Below are 16,301 nucleotides of genomic sequence, written 5' to 3'. Positions count from 1 at the left end.
ATAGTTAATGGCTTCAAAACAACACAAATACGATATCGCATACCTTAGAATGGCTCGTGAGTGGGGGAAATTATCCTACTGTAATCGCAAGCAGGTAGGTGCCATAATCGTGAAGGATAAAATGATTATCTCAGATGGTTATAACGGTACGCCTACAGGGTTTGAAAATGTGTGTGAAGATGATGAGAATAATACAAAATGGTACGTTTTACACGCAGAGGCAAATGCTATTTTAAAAGTTGCAAGCTCCACACAATCTTGTCACGGCGCGACACTGTATATTACCTTAAGTCCTTGTAAAGATTGTAGCAAGTTGGTTCATCAAGCTGGTATAAAGCGCGTAGTTTATCATAGCGCCTATAAAGATCTTACCGGTGTAAAATTTTTAGAAAAAGCTGGCGTTGAGATAGTGCACCTTCAAGATATAGACTCATAATGAAAATACAGCGCAAATATATTCCCATTTTATTTGGGCTAGGCATTGCTCTAGGCATCCTTTTGGGGAGTTTGCTCGATTTTGGATACAATGACACGGCACTTTTTGCCACCTCAAATTCAAAAAAAGAAAAACTTAACAAACTCATAGATTACATAGATTACGAGTATGTAGATGCAATTAATACAGACAGCATTGTAGATGTAACCGTAAACGGGATATTAGACAACTTGGATCCTCACTCAAGTTATATACCACCAGATGAGTACCTAGCAGTAGAAGAAAGTATGAAAGGCGACTTTGTAGGTATAGGAGTGAGTTTTTACCCATATAACGACTCCATTGCAGTGATACAGGCTATAAAAGGAGGCCCTAGTGCACGAGCTGGTGTAAAAGGAGGTGACCGCATAGTATATGCAGATGGGATAGACTTATCACAAAATGCAATTACAGATGACTCGCTTTCTCGTATTCTTAAAGGAAAAGTAAGAACACCTATAGAGATAAAAATTAAAAGACCAGGAGAGGAAGACTTACTTACTTTTAATTTTAAAAGAGATCGGGTACCTATCTCTAGTGTGATAGGTAGTTATATGCTTACTGATGAATTAGGCTATGTAAAAATTAACCGCTTTGCAGAGTCTACACATCAAGAATTTGAAGAAGCGTTAACAGACTTAAAAAGTCAAGGAGCTACTAGCATTGCTTTAGATCTAAGAGATAACCCGGGAGGCTATATCTCAAGCGCAGAAGGCGTGGTAGATGAGTTTTTAGAAGAAGACAAACTCATTTTATTTACTAAAAATAAATCTGGTAATATATCTAATAGTTATACAGATAGTGGAGGTCTTTTTGAAGACGGAGAAGTTTTTGTACTCATAAATGAAAACTCTGCAAGTGCTAGTGAGATTGTCGCGGGTGCTCTTCAAGATAATGACAAGGGAACCATTGTGGGGCGTAGGTCCTTTGGTAAAGGTCTTGTGCAACGAGAGATGGACCTAGGTGATGGTAGTGCTGTAAGACTTACCATTGCGCGCTATTACACACCTACGGGTAGGTCTATACAAAAACCATATGAGCTAGGTGATAAAGACTATTTTGAAGATTACCTCAATAGATATGAGAATGGAGAACTACGCAGCGTAGATAGTATAAAAGTAGCAGACTCACTCAAGTTTAGAACTCCAAAGGGTAAGATAGTTTATGGCGGTGGCGGTATTATACCAGACGTATTTGTGCCTAAAAATACAGATTATGAAGTAGAGCATCTTAACTATGTGTTGCGCTCTGGTTATATGCGTCTTTTTATATTTGAACAGTTAGAAAAAGATAGACCTTACTATAACGCCCTGTCTATGGAGCAGTTTAAAAATGAAGTAACTATCTCAGACGCTGTTATAGAAGATTTTATATCTTTCGCTCGTTTTAGAAAGATTACTTTAAAGGCAAGTAAGTATAAAGAATTGTACAGAAGATATCTCAAGGCTACTATGGCTGGACAGTTATTTGGTAACAATGCTTTTGAGATGATGGTTAATCAAGAAGATGATGTGATTCAAAAAGTCATTAGTCTCACAAAAGAAGAGTAAACTATGTTAATGGTAGTAGCGGTATTTGTGTATATAATAGCCATCATATTCAGGTTGCTGGATAATAGTGCAGGGCTGCTTATACGTCACGGTATATCTGTAAGTCCTTTTTATTTAAAACCTCCCATTATACTCGAGCAAATAGAACAGCTTGAAGATAAAAAACTCATACGTAAGCTACACCGTAATTTATGGTACCAAAAGCTGCATATAGCTTTTACAGTCTTAGCGATACTCACACTAATTGTAGGTATTATATATGAAATATATAACCCATATATTATTTACTTGATGTAAACTATTTACCGTGTTTCTCAGCAATCTTGCGAGAAGTACGCAAGATTAAAAGTAGCAATATAGCACAGGTACAAGCAATAACACCTATGAGGGCAATACTACTATCTCCCTGTAACGGATTAGAAAAATCAAGCAATGTAAGGTTATAAATAAGTAGTCCTAGTGCTAGTAAAATACCTATAGGGATAATATATTTCATACGTCTATTTGAAAAGTTCTTGAATGTTTGCAGTAAATAACTTTACAGCTATTGCTAACAAAATTACACCAAAAACTTTATGTATAATAGCAATCCCATTCTTTCCTAAAAAGCGTTCTATATGTCTTGATGTTTTAAGAACCACATAAACAAGCAAGATGTTAAGAAGTACAGCTATAAGTATATTCATAAGGTCATACTCTGCTCGTAGTGCTAGTAATGAGGTAAGGGTACCAGGCCCAGCAATAAGTGGGAACGCTAGCGGAAAAACAGATACCGTCTTCTTACTAAGCGTATCATCATCCTTAAAAAGACTTACACCCAGTATCATCTCTATGGCTATAAAAAAGAGGATAAATGAACCTGCAACGGCAAACTCATAAACATTAATACCTATAACGCCTAGTATACTCTCTCCTACAAAAACAAATAAGGTCATCACAATGAGCGCAACTAGCGCTGCCTTCTCACTTTGTATATGTCCAGCCTTCTTACGTAATTTTAGAACAATAGGGATACTTCCTACTATGTCGATAACTGCAAAAAGGACCATTGTAGCCGTAAGAATTTCTTTTAAATCTATTTTCATTTGTGCTCTTTTTTAAGACGGCGCAAAGATACTTCATATTAGAGCCTGCATCTTTCACTTTTGGTGTGAATAAATTGTAAAGTTTTAATTACGCTTTCGCGAAAGCGTAATTCTTAATTATTTTTATGCAAGATATTTAAAACCAACCATATACTAGTTTTGTGTTGAGGTTATATGGTTTATCTTTAATACCTATCAGACAGTAACTTTGTTGTCTAGCTATAAATATTATTGATAGTTTGTTTTTATAAATTAATCATAAACTATAGTTGTCAAGAAAGTCTTTAAATATCTTTGGTAAAAGTAAAAGTCTTAAAACACCTAATAATGAGTAGTAAACACACAAACGTATGGGACATAAATGATCCCAGTGCAGCAGCAAAATGTCCATTTCTTGGTAATCCAGATCAGTTAGTAGCCGGTAAGGGTACAACAAATAGAGACTGGTGGCCTAATGAGTTAAAATTAAATATCCTGCGTCAAAACGGTACAAGTAGTGACCCTATGGATAAAGATTTTGATTATGCCGCAGCTTTTAATAGTCTAGATTTTGCGACTTTAAAGCAAGAGGTTATAGATTTAATGACAGATTCGCAAGACTGGTGGCCTGCAGATTATGGTCACTACGGGCCATTTATGATACGTATGGCTTGGCACAGTGCTGGTACTTATAGAATAGGTGATGGCCGTGGAGGTTCTAGTTCGGGATCACAGCGTTTTGCACCACTTAACAGCTGGCCAGATAACGGTAACTTAGATAAGGCACGTTTACTTTTGTGGCCTATTAAAAAGAAATATGGTAAAAATCTCTCTTGGGCAGATTTATTTATCCTTGCAGGTAATGCAGCTTTAGAGTCTATGGGCTTTAAAACATTCGGTTTTTCTGGAGGAAGAGAAGATGTATGGGAGCCAGAACAAGATATTAACTGGGGTTATGAAGATGAGTGGCTAGGAGAAAAAGAGCGTCACGAGGGAGATAGAGAGCTTAAAGGATTTTTAGGTGCTACTCATATGGGACTTATTTATGTAAATCCAGAAGGACCTAGCGGTAAGCCAGACCCTATAGGAAGTGCATATGATATCAGAGAGACCTTTGGCCGTATGGCAATGAATGATGAAGAAACAGTGGCACTCGTTGCTGGAGGGCATACCTTCGGAAAAGCACACGGAGCGGCAGACCCAGAGAAGTATGTAGGCGCAGAGCCACACGGAGCAACTCTAGAAGAGATGAGTACTGGGTGGAAAAACACATACAAGAGCGGGGTACTAGATGATACTATTACTTCTGGTCTTGAAGGAGCCTGGACACCTAATCCTACACGTTGGGATGCAGAGTACTTTGACGTATTACTAAACTTAGACTGGGAGCTTACTACAAGTCCAGCAGGGGCACACCAGTGGAAACCATCTAATCCAGATGCACCACAAGCACCAGCTGCAGGAGGAAATGGTACTCAAGGCATAATGATGTCTACAGCAGATATGGCCCTTAAAATGGATCCAGAATATCGCAAGATTTCTGAGAAGTTCCATAAAGATCATAAAGCATTTGAAGATGCATTTGCAAGAGCTTGGTATAAATTGACACACCGTGATATGGGACCATTATCACGTTACTTAGGACCAGAATTGCCAAAAGAAGAATTATTATGGCAAGATCCTATCCCAGAAGCAAACGGATATACATTATCAGATAGTCAGGTGGAAATACTTAAAACGGCTATCGACACAACAGATTTATCTGCTTCAGATATGGTAAGCGTAGCCTGGGCATCTGCTTCTACATTTAGAAATAGTGATAAACGTGGTGGAGCAAATGGTGCTCGTATACGTCTAGCACCACAAAATAACTGGGAAGTAAATAACCCAGAACAATTAAGAAGAGTGCTTAATGAACTTAAAGATGTACAAGATAATGCTGGGTTTGATGTATCTATGGCAGACCTTATTGTACTTGCAGGTGGAGTAGGTGTTGAGCGTGCTGCTCACAATGCTGGCCATAAAGTAACGGTGCCTTTTACCCCAGGACGAACTGATGCAAGTCAAGAACAAACAGATATTGACTCTTTTGGTTACCTAGAGCCTAGAGCAGATGGTTTTAGAAACTATCAGAAAGGTGGTATGGAAACAGCTGCAGAGGAACTTCTTATAGATAGAGCAAATCTTATGGGACTTTCTATACCAGAGATGACTGCCTTAGTAGGAGGTATGCGTGTGATAGGTTGTAACTATGACGGGTCTAAAGTAGGAGTGTTTACAGATAAAGTAGGAGCCCTTACTAATGATTTCTTTGAGAACCTATTAGACTTCACATATACTTGGAAAGCACTATCATCAGACGATACATTATTTTCTGGAACAGATAGACGTACAGGAGATATGAAGTTTACAGGCTCAAGAGTAGATCTTATTTTTGGATCAAACACAGAGCTAAGAGCTATTGCAGAAGTATATGGAGCAAATGATGGTGAAGAACGTTTTGTAAACACCTTTGTAAGCGCCTTTGCAAAAGTGATGGATGCCGATCGTTTTGATGTGAAGTAATATAATTACGCTTTCGCGAAAGCGAAACAAAAAACAAAAGCCGACTTATCATAAGTCGGCTTTTTTATTGAATTTTTTATAAGCTAGAAATTGGTTTCAAAAAGACCTAGACACACCTTAATACCTTGTCTCATATTACCTATGCGTATATTCTCATTAGGATTATGCTGGTTGTTGTCCATATTAACAAGAGGCAAGATAAGGGTAGGAAGATTTAAGGTGTTAATAAGCGGTACAATAGGCACCGTGCCACCCATCATACGTATCGTTACGGGCTCTTCATTAAAAACTTGTGTTAATCGCTGCCTCATTTTTATACCAAAATCTCCCTGTGGACTTGTTCTAAAAGCATTTACAAGGGTTTTAGTCTTAACTGTTGCTATGCGCTTGTGAGTAAGGCGTTCTTGTGCAGTAGGGAGTCTGTCTAGTACAAAATACCCCTCATTGCTTATATGCTTTTTAATTTTATCTAGCTGGTCATCTCCATTTATTTCTGGTACAAGGCGCACATCAAGGTGTGCAGTTGCGGTGCTAGGTACTACGGTCTTGAGCCCTTTACCTGTCCAAGAGGTGTTGAGCTGTCTCACATTAAGTGTAGGATATTGTAGCGCTTCTTGATAATTTTCACCTACTTTTTCGGCGCTGTGTAAGCCTAGTTTTTTATTAAAGCTAGCAGCGGTAAATGGCACAGACTGCATAACAAGAGCTTCTTCTGGGCTTATAGTAATACCATCATAATAACCATCTATAAGTACCTTGCCATCATCATCTTTCATACTTGAGAGTAAATGGGATAGTCTAAAAGCTGGGTTAGGTACATAATTACCATAGTGACCACTATGCTGTGGTAAAGCTGCGCCATAGGTTGTAATCTCACAAGTGGCTATACCACGACACCCAAAGGTGAGTGTAGGCTTATTAGAACTATGCGCAGGGCCATCCATCACTATAAAATAGTCTGCAGCATAGCGATTTTTATAAGTGTCAAGAGTGCCTAGTAGAGCAGTAGAGCCATACTCTTCTTGAGGGTCAAAAATTACTTTGATATTAAAATTTGGTGTTTTGCCTTGCTCCTGTAATATTTCTAATGCGGTAATAAACATTAGGATAGGCGCTTTATCATCTGCTGCGGCTCTTCCATATATGCGCCATTCATCATTTATTTTTTGGTTTAATGCATCCCAGCCCATTGCCGTCCAAGTTCCAGATGGGTCTTGTTTTTTTAACACAGGGGTAAAAGGATCTTCTTGATCCCAGACTGCGGGATTTACCGGTTGCCCGTCTATGTGCACATAAAAGAGAATTGTTTTAAGCGCAGGGTCGTATATTTTTTCTGCAAGTAGTATAGGCAATGTCTCGCTTTTAAGACGCGTAGTTGTAAAGCCTAGTGCCTCATATTTTTTTTCTACCCAAGCAATGTTTTCGAGCATAAGCTCTGGACTTTCTGGGAGATTAGGAATGCTCACAAAATCTTTGTGCTGTAATAAGGTTACTCTAAGACGTTCATCTATAACTGCATCATAGTTACTTTGGGATAGTGCAAAAAGTGGGACTAGACATAATATGTACAAGAGCGTTTTCATAGGCTTAGATTATATGTTGGCATTAGGTTTACGCTTTCGCGAAAGCGTACTTATCACTCTAGAAAGATACACAATAGGACAATGTGTAAAAAGTGTGGTTTCTAAAACTAAGTGCAAATTAAACCATATGACAAATACTAAAGGTGGGGTGAAAAATATCTTATAGTTTTAAGCACAAGGCAGTATCTTTGCCATCTATGTTTCAACTCAAAAAAACCATCGTTTCTGAAGACATCATCGAAAAAGATTTTGTCTGTAATCTTAATGCCTGCAAGGGTGAGTGCTGTATAGCTGGAGAGGCTGGCGCACCACTGGAGGAAGATGAGGTGAAGATTATGGCAGACATTTATGAGGAGGTAAAACCATTTTTACGCCCAGAAGGTATCGCTGCTATTGAAGCACAAGGTACATCAATCGTGCGTGATGGTGAGCTTGAGACCCCACTTGTAAATGGTGCAGAGTGTGCCTATGTTACTTTTAATGATAAAGGCTGGGCAAGTTGCGGTATAGAAGATGCATATAATGCTGGTAAAGTAGACTGGAAAAAACCTATTTCTTGTCATTTATACCCTGTGAGGGTACAAAAGTACAGCTCATTTTCGGCAGTAAATTATCATCGCTGGCCTATTTGTGATGATGCCTGTACACTGGGGCAAGAACTTAAAGTACCTGTTTACAAGTTTACTAAAGATGCGCTCGTACGTAAATTTGGCGAAGAATGGTATGCAGAGCTAGAAACTACTGCTGCAGAAATGGGTAAATAAGAGTAAGGTAACCGTGGCCTTATCTGTAGTATAGTTGTCTTATCTTTAGTCATCATAAAGAAAAAGAGACTGCAATGCACTTTACTTCAAAACTCCCAGATGTAGGTACCACCATTTTTACAGTGATGAGTAAGCTTGCTCATCAAGAAGGAGCTATTAATCTTGCTCAAGGTTTTCCTGGGTTTGATAGTGATCCCAAGTTACAACAACTGGTAACTAAGGCTATGAGTGATGGGTATAATCAGTATGCACCTATGCCTGGAGTATATGGCCTACGCGAGCAAATAGCCAATAAGATAAATGCATTATACGGCAGTGATTATCATCCAGAGAGTGAGGTAACTGTGACGGCTGGGGCCACACAAGCTATTTATACCATTGTATCTGCTTTTATAAGACCAGGAGATGAGGTAATTGTTCTTAAACCAGCATATGATTGTTATGAGCCAGCAGTAACAGTAAATGGAGGAACTATAGTCCCTATACAACTCAAGGCACCATTGTATAAAGTAAACTGGAGTGCGGTAGAGAGTGCTATAACGCCTAAGACTAAGATGCTTTTTATAAACACGCCGCATAACCCTACAGGTACTATACTTGATAAGGAGGATATGATGGAGCTGTCTAGAATACTAAAAGGCACAGATATTATCTTGCTAAGTGATGAGGTGTATGAGCATATTGTTTTTGATGGTAAAAAACACGAGAGTGTAGCTAGATATCCAGAGCTACGAGCGCGTAGTTTTATTACTGCATCTTTTGGAAAAACCTTTCACAACACAGGGTGGAAAATGGGATATACAGTAGCGCCTAAGGCATTAATGGAGGAGTTTCGGAAAGTACACCAGTTTAATGTTTTTTCTGTGCATCACCCATCACAAAAAGCCTTTGCAACATATCTTAAAGAACCAGAACATTATTTGAGACTCAATGATTTCTTTCAGCAAAAGAGGGATTTATTTTTAGACCTAATTAAAGACTCACGTTTTAAAGTAACACCCGCGGCTGGTACTTATTTTCAAATGCTAGATTATAGCGAGATAACGCAGGAGGAAGATGTAGAATTTGCAAAGAGGCTCACAAAAGACCATAAAGTAGCGTCGATACCAACCTCAGTTTTTAATCTTCATCAAGAAGATTTTAAAATGCTCCGTTTTTGCTTTGCAAAAGATGATGAAACCCTTAAAAAAGCAGCAACTATTTTATGTGAGATTTAATCATCTAGTCTTCTAGCCACCCAGCCTCTCACAAGCTCTGCAGTTATACCAAAGGCTACGTGAGCCAGAAACTCATTTGCTTGTAACTTTACTGGGATGTCTTCTGGAGCTTCTTCTAGACCCATAAGTGGTAATGATGTCTCGTGTGTAGCAAGATATGCTGTCGTTCCGAAGAGGGCGCCCTCTACCACATTAGTCTCTGGTCTGTCACGTTTTGCATAGCCTAGACTCGCGCCTAGTGTCACCCCTATTGGGATGTTTACTAGTTGTTCTGCTAGATCCCGGTTTGAAGCACTTACGGGTTCACCCGTGAGTTTTTCAGAAATATTATCTACAAGTTTTAGTTGCGCGCTTTCTGTGTTAGGTTGTCTTACTGGTAAAAAACGTTCGATTACTGTTTTTACAATAGTACCTGCAAGTCCACCTAGTACACCAGAGATAACTCCTCTCGAAGCGTTAAATGCCATTGTGTCTTTTTCTAGCCAGTTTGATAATGCAGAGTTGCTCATTGTAATATAGTTTTGGTTAGTGTTTTTAAATATAGTTTAGAACTTGAGCTTAGGGTCTTAAGAGAATTGTAATTAACAAGATTTTAGCGAGCCTACTAGATGACCAAATGTTTTTACAATGATTACTTAAATCATATTATAGGTAAATATTATGACTGCTTGTGAGTGCGATATTTGTTTTGTGATTATATTTATACATTAAGTTAGATAGCACAGCATATTATGAATGACAAACTTTTTGATGCCATACGCAACGGAGATGTAGAGATGGTAAAAGCAATTATAACGGCACACCCAGAGCTTATTAATATAAAAGATCAACGTGGTTCAACGCCACTCTTACTTGCGACTTATTACGGTAATCAAGATATGGCAGAGGCTATGCTTAAGCACAAACCAGATCTTAATGCAAAAGATGCTTCTGGTAATACGGCTCTTATGGGTGTTTGTTTTAAGGGATATGCGTCCATCGCAAAACTACTTATAGACCACGGTGCAGATGTAAATGCTCAAAATTTAAATAGTGCAACCGCTTTGATTTATGCAGCAACTTTTGCACAGTCAGAAATTGCACAGCTACTTATAGATAATGGCGCAGACGCAAGCCACGTAGACGAAAAAGGAAACACCGCTTATGATCACGCAAAAATGCAAGGAGCAGAAAAGCTAATGGCTATTTTAGAAGGCAAGTAGCAGGTTTACGCTTTCGCGAAAGCGTAATTCTCCATCTTTACTCACGCATTTTTAATCTATCCAAATTGCGAGAGGTCAAAATTTGCATAGTCTTTTACCCAATGCGTGCATCCATTTTTAAACATTGCGTCTTTGTTTTTTGTGCCTATTCCTAAAAAATCTATCTCAAGATCTTGTGCAGCTTTGAGATCCCAGAGACCATCGCCCACAGCAATGATGCGCTCAAAACTAGAGTGACCATAATGTGCCTTAGACTTCTCTATGGCTTCTTTTACAAAACCTACTCGTGATACATTTTCTAGCGAGGTAGCGAGTACTTCTGGTATAAATGGCACACCAGAGCCTTCCATCTTTACCACTGTTGCTTTTGGGAAAGCTCCCGTACCATATGCAAAAGGAATTTTTTCGTTTATGAGAATCTCAAGTAATGTTGTAGCACCTTTTATCTCTGGAACAGAAGGGTGTTTTATGAGCTCTTCTCCCAAGAGTGTATCTAGTGTGTACCGTAAATCTTGTGGTGCTTTCTTGCCAAAATTGCGCTCATAATTATACTCTAGTGCATAGCGGTCTGTATGATGCAGGTAGTTGTCATAGTCTGTATCTATATCTTTAAGACCTATATCTGCAAGTACTTTGGTTATTACCGGTAAATAGGTTGGTATGCTGTCAGTAAGTGTACCGTCTATGTCAAATACAATAAGTGTGTCTTGATTAATCATCTAAAAAGGTGTTTTAATTTCATCTCGCCATCGCTGTTGAGCTTATGAACAATTTTTATAAAAGCAAGCGCCGTGATTAAAGAGTCTCCTGCTGCGGTATGCCTGTCGTGTAGTGGTATTTTAAGCGCTTCGGCAAGCTCATCTAGGGTGTAGCGCTTGTCTTGTAGTGGTCTGTTTACTGGGTGTACTAGTCTCTTGTATAAAATCTCTGTATCGAGTTGTCTGTTTTTTAGTCTGCCTAGACCAGCTCTTTTAAGTGATTGATTTACCACTGCTACGTCAAAGCCTACGTGATGCCCTACCAGAATATCTGTACCTATAAAATCTAGACACTGGGCAATGGCTTCTTTTTCATTTACCTTGAGGTAATTGCCTTGTTTTAAGATCCCGTGTATTTGTGCGCTGTCTGGATTGTAAAAGTCTTGTTTTAAAAACAGCTCGAGCGTGTCTGCCATAATAACTTGATTGCCTACCACAGCAACACCACCTAGGGAAAGAATGCGATCTTTTTTATAATCTAAACCCGTGGTCTCTGTATCAAAAACTACAAATCTTGTGTTTTGTAAACCCTTGCTGTCTGCGGTTTTTTTAAAGAAGCTTTTTTCCTTTTTTTCTTTCGCGAAAGCGTCAAGATATTTTATCCAAAACTCTGGTAGTGAGTCATTATTTTTTGAGAATAAGGACATCTAGCTTAAGTTTTGAGTTTGAAATCGTACACGTAGTACTTCTTGTACATCTCGTAAGGGTTTAAAACATCTCTTGAGTTTAAGTTTATCAGATTTTGATAATGACTCTAGTTGTATAAAGCGACCACTATCCCCGTTTTTTAAACCTTGTTGTACTCTAAATTTAAGTAGTGCTTTAAATGCATAAGCACAACTTTCATATAACTCTCGGTTTTCTGGTTCTAGCATTGCGAGTTGCTCGTATCTAGTAGAAGTTCTATTTACATTTTTGAGACCGTGATATAGAGAAAGTACTCTTGCCGCACCTATAAGAGGTGCCATTGCTCTGTTTTTTATATCAAATCCATCTTTGTGAGCTCCATCACTTTCTACCAGAAAGTTTCTAAAAAAACTCACCGGCGGCGGATTTTTAAGCGCATCTTTTGCCATAAATCGATAAAAAATGGAGCTGTCACCTAGTAAACTGTAAATGTGAGTAGTGAGCTCTTCAACGAGTTGCTGGCTTCCAAAAGTACGCCTGTAATCGAAAAAGATACCAGAGAGTAGCATACTCTCTGGTGAGGGGTCGTATATCCAGCCTTTAAATTTTTCTTTCCACTCACTTATGGGTAAACAATACAAAGGGTTGCTCCCCATCATATCTGCAGGACAATAATCATAGCCTATTTTATGCAGGCGTTTGTTCATACGGTTTGCCAGTCTTAAGAAATAAGCTTTTGTGGCTTCCTCTTTTTCTGCGGGGACATTTTCATAAACAAGGGCATTATCTTGATCCGTATATAACAACTGCTCTTCCCTGCCTTGACTCCCTAATGCTAGCCAAGTAAAAGGCACTGGAGGTGGTTCACTCATTTTGGCTAGTGAGAGTTCCATCGTGCGATATATGAGGGCACCCTTGAGCTCAGAGAAGATATTGAGTATGTGCGATAGTGGTAAGCCTTGGTCAAGGTAGTTTGTAAGTATTACCGTTGCTTTCTCCCAAGACATACGTAGGAGTTTAGTCTTTTCTGCTCTTTTGATTTCTTTAATAAGCTCTGCAGGACTATTACCAAATGAGACTACAATATCGTGCTTGCTTAGTATCCCTATTATAGCGCTTCTGTCTGTTCCATCTTTTGTAATTACGAGATGATTTACTCCGTACTTTATAAGCATAAGCTGCGCCTGCCCTACCGTTATATCTCCAGGAGCGCACACCACGGGATGAATCATTATATCCCTTGTAAGTGTGCTTGTAGTGTCTGTACCACTTGCAATAGCGTTGCGCAGTTCTCTATTAGTCAAAATCCCAACAGGTAGCTCGTTGCTAGTTACAACCAGACTACCTATCCTGCTAGATTGCATAAGTTGTGCTGCCTCTTGCACAGTAGCACTTGGGTCACAGCTTACTACATTCTTACTGTAGTTTGCTTGCTGCAAGCCTAGCAAGTCTTGATTGCGATTGGGCTCATAGGTGTTAAGTAAGGATCCGTTTTGTTGTAAGGTATAGGGATCCTTTATGTTTGAAGCAAAGCTGGCGATGAGGTAATTTGAGATGGCTTTGTTCGCTTTCGCGAAAGCGGAAAACGCTTCTACCGGTATCGTGTAGATAATAGTTTCCTCATTTGCCGTTGCTGTCGTACGGTAGGTGTTCTCACTTGTTACTTTAAGGCCAAATAAATCGCCCTCATCACAAATGTCTACCACCTTTGTCTTATTGCCAGAAGGTCTGGTGAGTTTTATGGCGCCTTGCTGAACGATATAAAAGCGATCACTATAGAGCTCGTCTCGAGAGAAAAGAATCTGATCTTTATCTAGATAGAGCACATTTGCCAGCGTAGATATTTTAAAGAGATCGTCACTCGCCATAAACTGAAAAGGCGGGAACTGTTTTAAAAAATCATATATACGTGTTGCGATTGTGTTTTGCATAGACAGTGCGATGGTACGTAAAGATAATAATGAGTTGCTAGCTTTTATAATAGTACGGTGGTTTTATATAGGCATACGTTTTATCTTTATGCTATGGAAAGAGATCAACTTAATGTAGCAATGATACAAAGCGATTTAATCTGGGAGCAACCCGCTCAAAATCGCCTAGCCTTTGAAAAGCACTTTACACAATTACCAGAAAACTGTGATCTCGCCATCTTGCCAGAAATGTTTACAACCGGTTTCTCTATGAATCCAGGACCTCTAGCAGAGACTATGGATGGCATCACAGTGCAGTGGATGAAAGCACAAGCAAAAAAATATAAAACGGCTATTTGTGGTAGTCTCATTATAGAGGAAAACGATTTGTACTATAATCGTTTTGTTTTTGTAACTCCAGAGGGTACGGTAGATTATTACAATAAAAGGCACACCTTTAATATGGCAGGTGAGGGTGAAAAATATCAAGCTGGTGATGCTCCCATCACTGTGACCTACCTAGGGTGGAAAATACTATTGCAAGTTTGTTACGATTTGAGATTTCCTGTTTTTGCAAGAAATACCTCAGGCTATGATGTGGTCTTATATGTAGCAAACTGGCCAGAGGCTAGAGTAGGAGCGTGGGATACTTTATTACAAGCGCGCGCTATAGAAAATATGGCTTATACCATAGGTGTAAATCGAGTAGGTACAGATGCAAATAATCTCAATTATGTAGGTCACACCGCTGCATATGATGTGCTGGGTAAAACTATGGCTATTGCAAGAGTTGAAGAAAAGGTAGTGCTTGCTACACTTTCAAAAAACCACATTAAAGAGACAAGAGTAAAGTTGCCGTTTCTTCAAGACAAAGATGTATTTACTCTGGGGTAGGAATTTCTAGTGGCTGTTCTTTAGGGAGTAGCTCAAATCGCTCCTTTGCAAACCAGCTAGGTCGCACCTCTATCTCACCAGGGTAGTTTATTATAATTTCTGGCTGTCTCTTTAGTAAAAAGTTACCAGAGTCAAAAACTTTATTGTTATTTGCATCTTCTACAAGGCGCACTTTGTACTTACCAGGCTTGAGAAGCTTAAACTCAAATACCGTTTCTTTTGTACTAAAGCGCTCTTCTACCACCTTTTCTTGACTATCGAGCAACTGTACGATATATGGGAATGCTTGTGCATTTACTAGTGTGAGCTCTATATCACCGTAATCACCTATTTCCTTAGTTTGGGCTTTGTAGCGCAAGGTGTCATTCTTCTGTCCAAAGTAATCTGTAATCGCATTTGGTAAGACCGTGATACTATATTTCGTTTTTTCTTCCTTCTTGAAGTCAAAATCAATAGCTGTACTATTCTCTGCAAGGGCGTAGTCAAACTCTATTTCTGTAGAGTCTTTTATAACGGTAATAAGGTCTTTGTTTATACTATCTATGGGGATATTACTCTGTATACGATAAGCTTTATTAAATAAAACTACATTTCGGTACTTAGATGAAAATGAGAGCGAGTCTAATCTTGGTTTTCTTATACGTGCTTGTAAGGTGTCTGAGTATCCAGGAGCAGTAGCGTTAAATATAAGAGAGTCTATTGCCAGCTTAGGCTTGTACCAGTAGTAAAGGGTGTCTTCACCTTTTTTAGTAATTGTTGAGGTGTGTTTGTCTCCTGCATCTGTTAGAAGATTAATAGCAATACTATCTCTATATCCCGTGGTTCCAAAGGCTATTCTACCTTCTGCTGCGTGCTTAGGTCTTGAGACTTTATAAGCAGGAGCCTCTGTAAATAACTTTAATGTATAAGAAGAGTCTGTAGGAACATTAATAAACTCTTCTATAAAGGCAATTTTATCCTTTTTAGGCTGGAAGGTATAGTTTGCATCCTCATCTTTGAGACCTATAAGCGCATACTTTCCAGGCTTGAGGTAGTCTAGTGTAAAAGTGTCTAAACTATCTAGTGTATTAGTAACATATAGAGGAGGTTTGTTATAAACCGTTGAGTCTGTATAAGTACTATCTGCTTCGTAAAGCATTACAGTAACAAAGTTGTCTGGCTTTTCTGCCACTGCATCTATAATTTTCCCGGATACTTTGAGGCTATCTATATAGTCTCCAGTAGACATCACATATTTAAATGACGGGAAAGGGTTTCCTTCATTATTATCTACAATACTTAGCCCAAAGTTAAATACATAAGTGGTGTTAGGAGCTAGCGTATCTTGAATGTCAATTTTGATATATTTTGAAGCAGTTCCCTGCGGTGAGATGACCCTATTTACAATAGGAGGCGAGATGATAAGCTGCTTGCGCAAGTCTTTAAGCTTTACATATTCATCAAAGTAGATGCGTATCTCATCTCCATCAAAGTTGGTTGTAAAGTTAGGCGGTGTCGCTTTTACAAACACAGGAGGTAGGCTATCCATAGGCCCTCCGTCTGGTGAGCCGCGTTTTGCACAATTTACCAGAGTGAGTGCCATACCCACGATTACAAGAGCAAAAACGGTTGCTCTTTTTAAGTTCATAAAGTACCAAGGGTTATCTCTCATCTATTTGCAAAGAAACAATTAATTTACCCAAAACGAAATAC

Annotated in this window: 16 protein-coding genes; 8 read left to right on the top strand and 8 right to left on the bottom strand. The window is 38.9% G+C overall.

Annotation, left to right across the window (positions count from 1 at the left end; all coding sequences use genetic code 11):
* Positions 1 to 7: 7 nt before the first annotated feature.
* From Q0948_RS04735 to Q0948_RS04725, 3 genes are read left to right on the top strand one after another with little or no spacing between them, the layout of a single operon-like run.
* Positions 8 to 436 carry a dCMP deaminase family protein gene (locus Q0948_RS04735; RefSeq protein ID WP_298349273.1) on the top strand — a complete coding sequence of 143 codons (429 nt, stop codon included), beginning with the start codon at positions 8 to 10 and terminating at the stop codon, positions 434 to 436.
* Complete coding sequence (locus Q0948_RS04730) at positions 436 to 2,025, top strand: S41 family peptidase (RefSeq protein WP_298349271.1); 1,590 nt, start codon at positions 436 to 438, stop codon at positions 2,023 to 2,025. Before Q0948_RS04735 ends, Q0948_RS04730 begins: the two co-directional genes overlap by 1 nt.
* 9 nt (positions 2,026 to 2,034) lie before the next feature.
* Positions 2,035 to 2,322: a hypothetical protein gene (locus Q0948_RS04725; RefSeq protein WP_298349269.1), complete on the top strand. Its 288-nt coding sequence runs from the start codon at positions 2,035 to 2,037 to the stop codon at positions 2,320 to 2,322.
* Between the two features lies 1 nt (position 2,323).
* On the opposite strand, the gene Q0948_RS04720 is transcribed toward Q0948_RS04725, so the two are convergent.
* The gene (locus Q0948_RS04720) at positions 2,324 to 2,521 is read right to left on the bottom strand and encodes a hypothetical protein (protein ID WP_298349267.1); all 198 of its coding nucleotides are present in this window, start codon (positions 2,519 to 2,521) and stop codon (positions 2,324 to 2,326) included.
* Positions 2,522 to 2,525: 4 nt separating this feature from the next.
* Complete coding sequence (locus tag Q0948_RS04715) at positions 2,526 to 3,110, bottom strand: MarC family protein (protein WP_298349265.1); 585 nt, start codon at positions 3,108 to 3,110, stop codon at positions 2,526 to 2,528.
* A 327-nt stretch (positions 3,111 to 3,437) separates the two neighbouring features.
* Here Q0948_RS04715 and katG point away from each other — a divergent pair, with 327 nt between their 5' ends.
* A complete protein-coding gene (katG, locus tag Q0948_RS04710; protein WP_298349262.1) occupies positions 3,438 to 5,654 on the top strand; it encodes a catalase/peroxidase HPI in 2,217 nt (738 codons plus the stop codon).
* An 83-nt stretch (positions 5,655 to 5,737) separates the two neighbouring features.
* Here katG and Q0948_RS04705 read toward each other — a convergent pair whose 3' ends face one another.
* On the bottom strand, positions 5,738 to 7,237 hold the full coding sequence (locus Q0948_RS04705) for a M20/M25/M40 family metallo-hydrolase (protein ID WP_298349258.1): 1,500 nt from the start codon (positions 7,235 to 7,237) through the stop codon (positions 5,738 to 5,740).
* Between the two features lie 197 nt (positions 7,238 to 7,434).
* On the opposite strand from Q0948_RS04705, the gene Q0948_RS04700 reads away from it, so the two are divergent.
* Together Q0948_RS04700 and Q0948_RS04695 are read left to right on the top strand one after the other, a co-directional pair.
* Positions 7,435 to 8,001: a DUF3109 family protein gene (locus tag Q0948_RS04700; RefSeq protein WP_038601058.1), complete on the top strand. Its 567-nt coding sequence runs from the start codon at positions 7,435 to 7,437 to the stop codon at positions 7,999 to 8,001.
* Positions 8,002 to 8,075: 74 nt separating this feature from the next.
* The gene (locus Q0948_RS04695) at positions 8,076 to 9,218 is read left to right on the top strand and encodes a methionine aminotransferase (protein WP_298349251.1); all 1,143 of its coding nucleotides are present in this window, start codon (positions 8,076 to 8,078) and stop codon (positions 9,216 to 9,218) included.
* On the opposite strand, the gene Q0948_RS04690 is transcribed toward Q0948_RS04695, so the two are convergent.
* Positions 9,215 to 9,727, bottom strand: coding sequence for a DUF1440 domain-containing protein (locus tag Q0948_RS04690; protein ID WP_298349248.1), 513 nt, complete (start codon positions 9,725 to 9,727; stop codon positions 9,215 to 9,217). The two genes, Q0948_RS04695 and Q0948_RS04690, sit on opposite strands and share 4 nt — an antisense overlap.
* Positions 9,728 to 9,949: 222 nt before the next feature.
* Here Q0948_RS04690 and Q0948_RS04685 point away from each other — a divergent pair, with 222 nt between their 5' ends.
* Complete coding sequence (locus Q0948_RS04685) at positions 9,950 to 10,420, top strand: ankyrin repeat domain-containing protein (RefSeq protein ID WP_298349245.1); 471 nt, start codon at positions 9,950 to 9,952, stop codon at positions 10,418 to 10,420.
* A 56-nt stretch (positions 10,421 to 10,476) separates the two neighbouring features.
* On the opposite strand, the gene Q0948_RS04680 is transcribed toward Q0948_RS04685, so the two are convergent.
* The 3 genes from Q0948_RS04680 to Q0948_RS04670 are packed head-to-tail and all read right to left on the bottom strand — an operon-like array spanning position 10,477 to position 13,736.
* Positions 10,477 to 11,139, bottom strand: coding sequence for an HAD family hydrolase (locus Q0948_RS04680; protein ID WP_298349243.1), 663 nt, complete (start codon positions 11,137 to 11,139; stop codon positions 10,477 to 10,479).
* On the bottom strand, positions 11,136 to 11,825 hold the full coding sequence (locus Q0948_RS04675; RefSeq protein ID WP_298349240.1) for a 3'-5' exonuclease: 690 nt from the start codon (positions 11,823 to 11,825) through the stop codon (positions 11,136 to 11,138). Before Q0948_RS04675 ends, Q0948_RS04680 begins: the two co-directional genes overlap by 4 nt.
* Entirely contained in the window at positions 11,826 to 13,736 is a 1,911-nt protein-coding gene (locus tag Q0948_RS04670) for a DUF294 nucleotidyltransferase-like domain-containing protein (protein ID WP_298349238.1), read from the bottom strand.
* A gap of 93 nt (positions 13,737 to 13,829) precedes the next feature.
* Here Q0948_RS04670 and Q0948_RS04665 point away from each other — a divergent pair, with 93 nt between their 5' ends.
* Complete coding sequence (locus tag Q0948_RS04665) at positions 13,830 to 14,609, top strand: nitrilase family protein (RefSeq protein WP_298349235.1); 780 nt, start codon at positions 13,830 to 13,832, stop codon at positions 14,607 to 14,609.
* Here Q0948_RS04665 and Q0948_RS04660 read toward each other — a convergent pair.
* Positions 14,596 to 16,236 carry an Ig-like domain-containing protein gene (locus tag Q0948_RS04660; protein ID WP_298349232.1) on the bottom strand — a complete coding sequence of 547 codons (1,641 nt, stop codon included), beginning with the start codon at positions 16,234 to 16,236 and terminating at the stop codon, positions 14,596 to 14,598. The genes Q0948_RS04665 and Q0948_RS04660 overlap by 14 nt on opposite strands.
* Positions 16,237 to 16,301 lie beyond the last annotated feature (65 nt).

This window comes from uncultured Dokdonia sp. (genome assembly GCF_947496725.1).
Taxonomy (GTDB): Bacteria; Bacteroidota; Bacteroidia; order Flavobacteriales; family Flavobacteriaceae; genus Dokdonia.
The sequence above is the reverse complement of the archived record's forward strand: the minus strand, read 5'-3'. Positions and strand labels throughout refer to the sequence as shown.

What these genes read in the sequence shown, in the direction of transcription:
- Q0948_RS04735 (WP_298349273.1), top strand. Translation starts at nt 8, where the DNA reads ATGGCTTCAAAACAACACAAATACGATATCGCATACCTTAGAATGGCT.
- Q0948_RS04730 (WP_298349271.1), top strand. Translation starts at nt 436, where the DNA reads ATGAAAATACAGCGCAAATATATTCCCATTTTATTTGGGCTAGGCATT.
- Q0948_RS04725 (WP_298349269.1), top strand. Translation starts at nt 2,035, where the DNA reads ATGGTAGTAGCGGTATTTGTGTATATAATAGCCATCATATTCAGGTTG.
- Q0948_RS04720 (WP_298349267.1), bottom strand. Translation starts at nt 2,521, where the DNA reads ATGAAATATATTATCCCTATAGGTATTTTACTAGCACTAGGACTACTT.
- Q0948_RS04715 (WP_298349265.1), bottom strand. Translation starts at nt 3,110, where the DNA reads ATGAAAATAGATTTAAAAGAAATTCTTACGGCTACAATGGTCCTTTTT.
- katG (WP_298349262.1), top strand. Translation starts at nt 3,438, where the DNA reads ATGAGTAGTAAACACACAAACGTATGGGACATAAATGATCCCAGTGCA.
- Q0948_RS04705 (WP_298349258.1), bottom strand. Translation starts at nt 7,237, where the DNA reads ATGAAAACGCTCTTGTACATATTATGTCTAGTCCCACTTTTTGCACTA.
- Q0948_RS04700 (WP_038601058.1), top strand. Translation starts at nt 7,435, where the DNA reads ATGTTTCAACTCAAAAAAACCATCGTTTCTGAAGACATCATCGAAAAA.
- Q0948_RS04695 (WP_298349251.1), top strand. Translation starts at nt 8,076, where the DNA reads ATGCACTTTACTTCAAAACTCCCAGATGTAGGTACCACCATTTTTACA.
- Q0948_RS04690 (WP_298349248.1), bottom strand. Translation starts at nt 9,727, where the DNA reads ATGAGCAACTCTGCATTATCAAACTGGCTAGAAAAAGACACAATGGCA.
- Q0948_RS04685 (WP_298349245.1), top strand. Translation starts at nt 9,950, where the DNA reads ATGAATGACAAACTTTTTGATGCCATACGCAACGGAGATGTAGAGATG.
- Q0948_RS04680 (WP_298349243.1), bottom strand. Translation starts at nt 11,139, where the DNA reads ATGATTAATCAAGACACACTTATTGTATTTGACATAGACGGTACACTT.
- Q0948_RS04675 (WP_298349240.1), bottom strand. Translation starts at nt 11,825, where the DNA reads ATGTCCTTATTCTCAAAAAATAATGACTCACTACCAGAGTTTTGGATA.
- Q0948_RS04670 (WP_298349238.1), bottom strand. Translation starts at nt 13,736, where the DNA reads ATGCAAAACACAATCGCAACACGTATATATGATTTTTTAAAACAGTTC.
- Q0948_RS04665 (WP_298349235.1), top strand. Translation starts at nt 13,830, where the DNA reads ATGGAAAGAGATCAACTTAATGTAGCAATGATACAAAGCGATTTAATC.
- Q0948_RS04660 (WP_298349232.1), bottom strand. Translation starts at nt 16,236, where the DNA reads ATGAACTTAAAAAGAGCAACCGTTTTTGCTCTTGTAATCGTGGGTATG.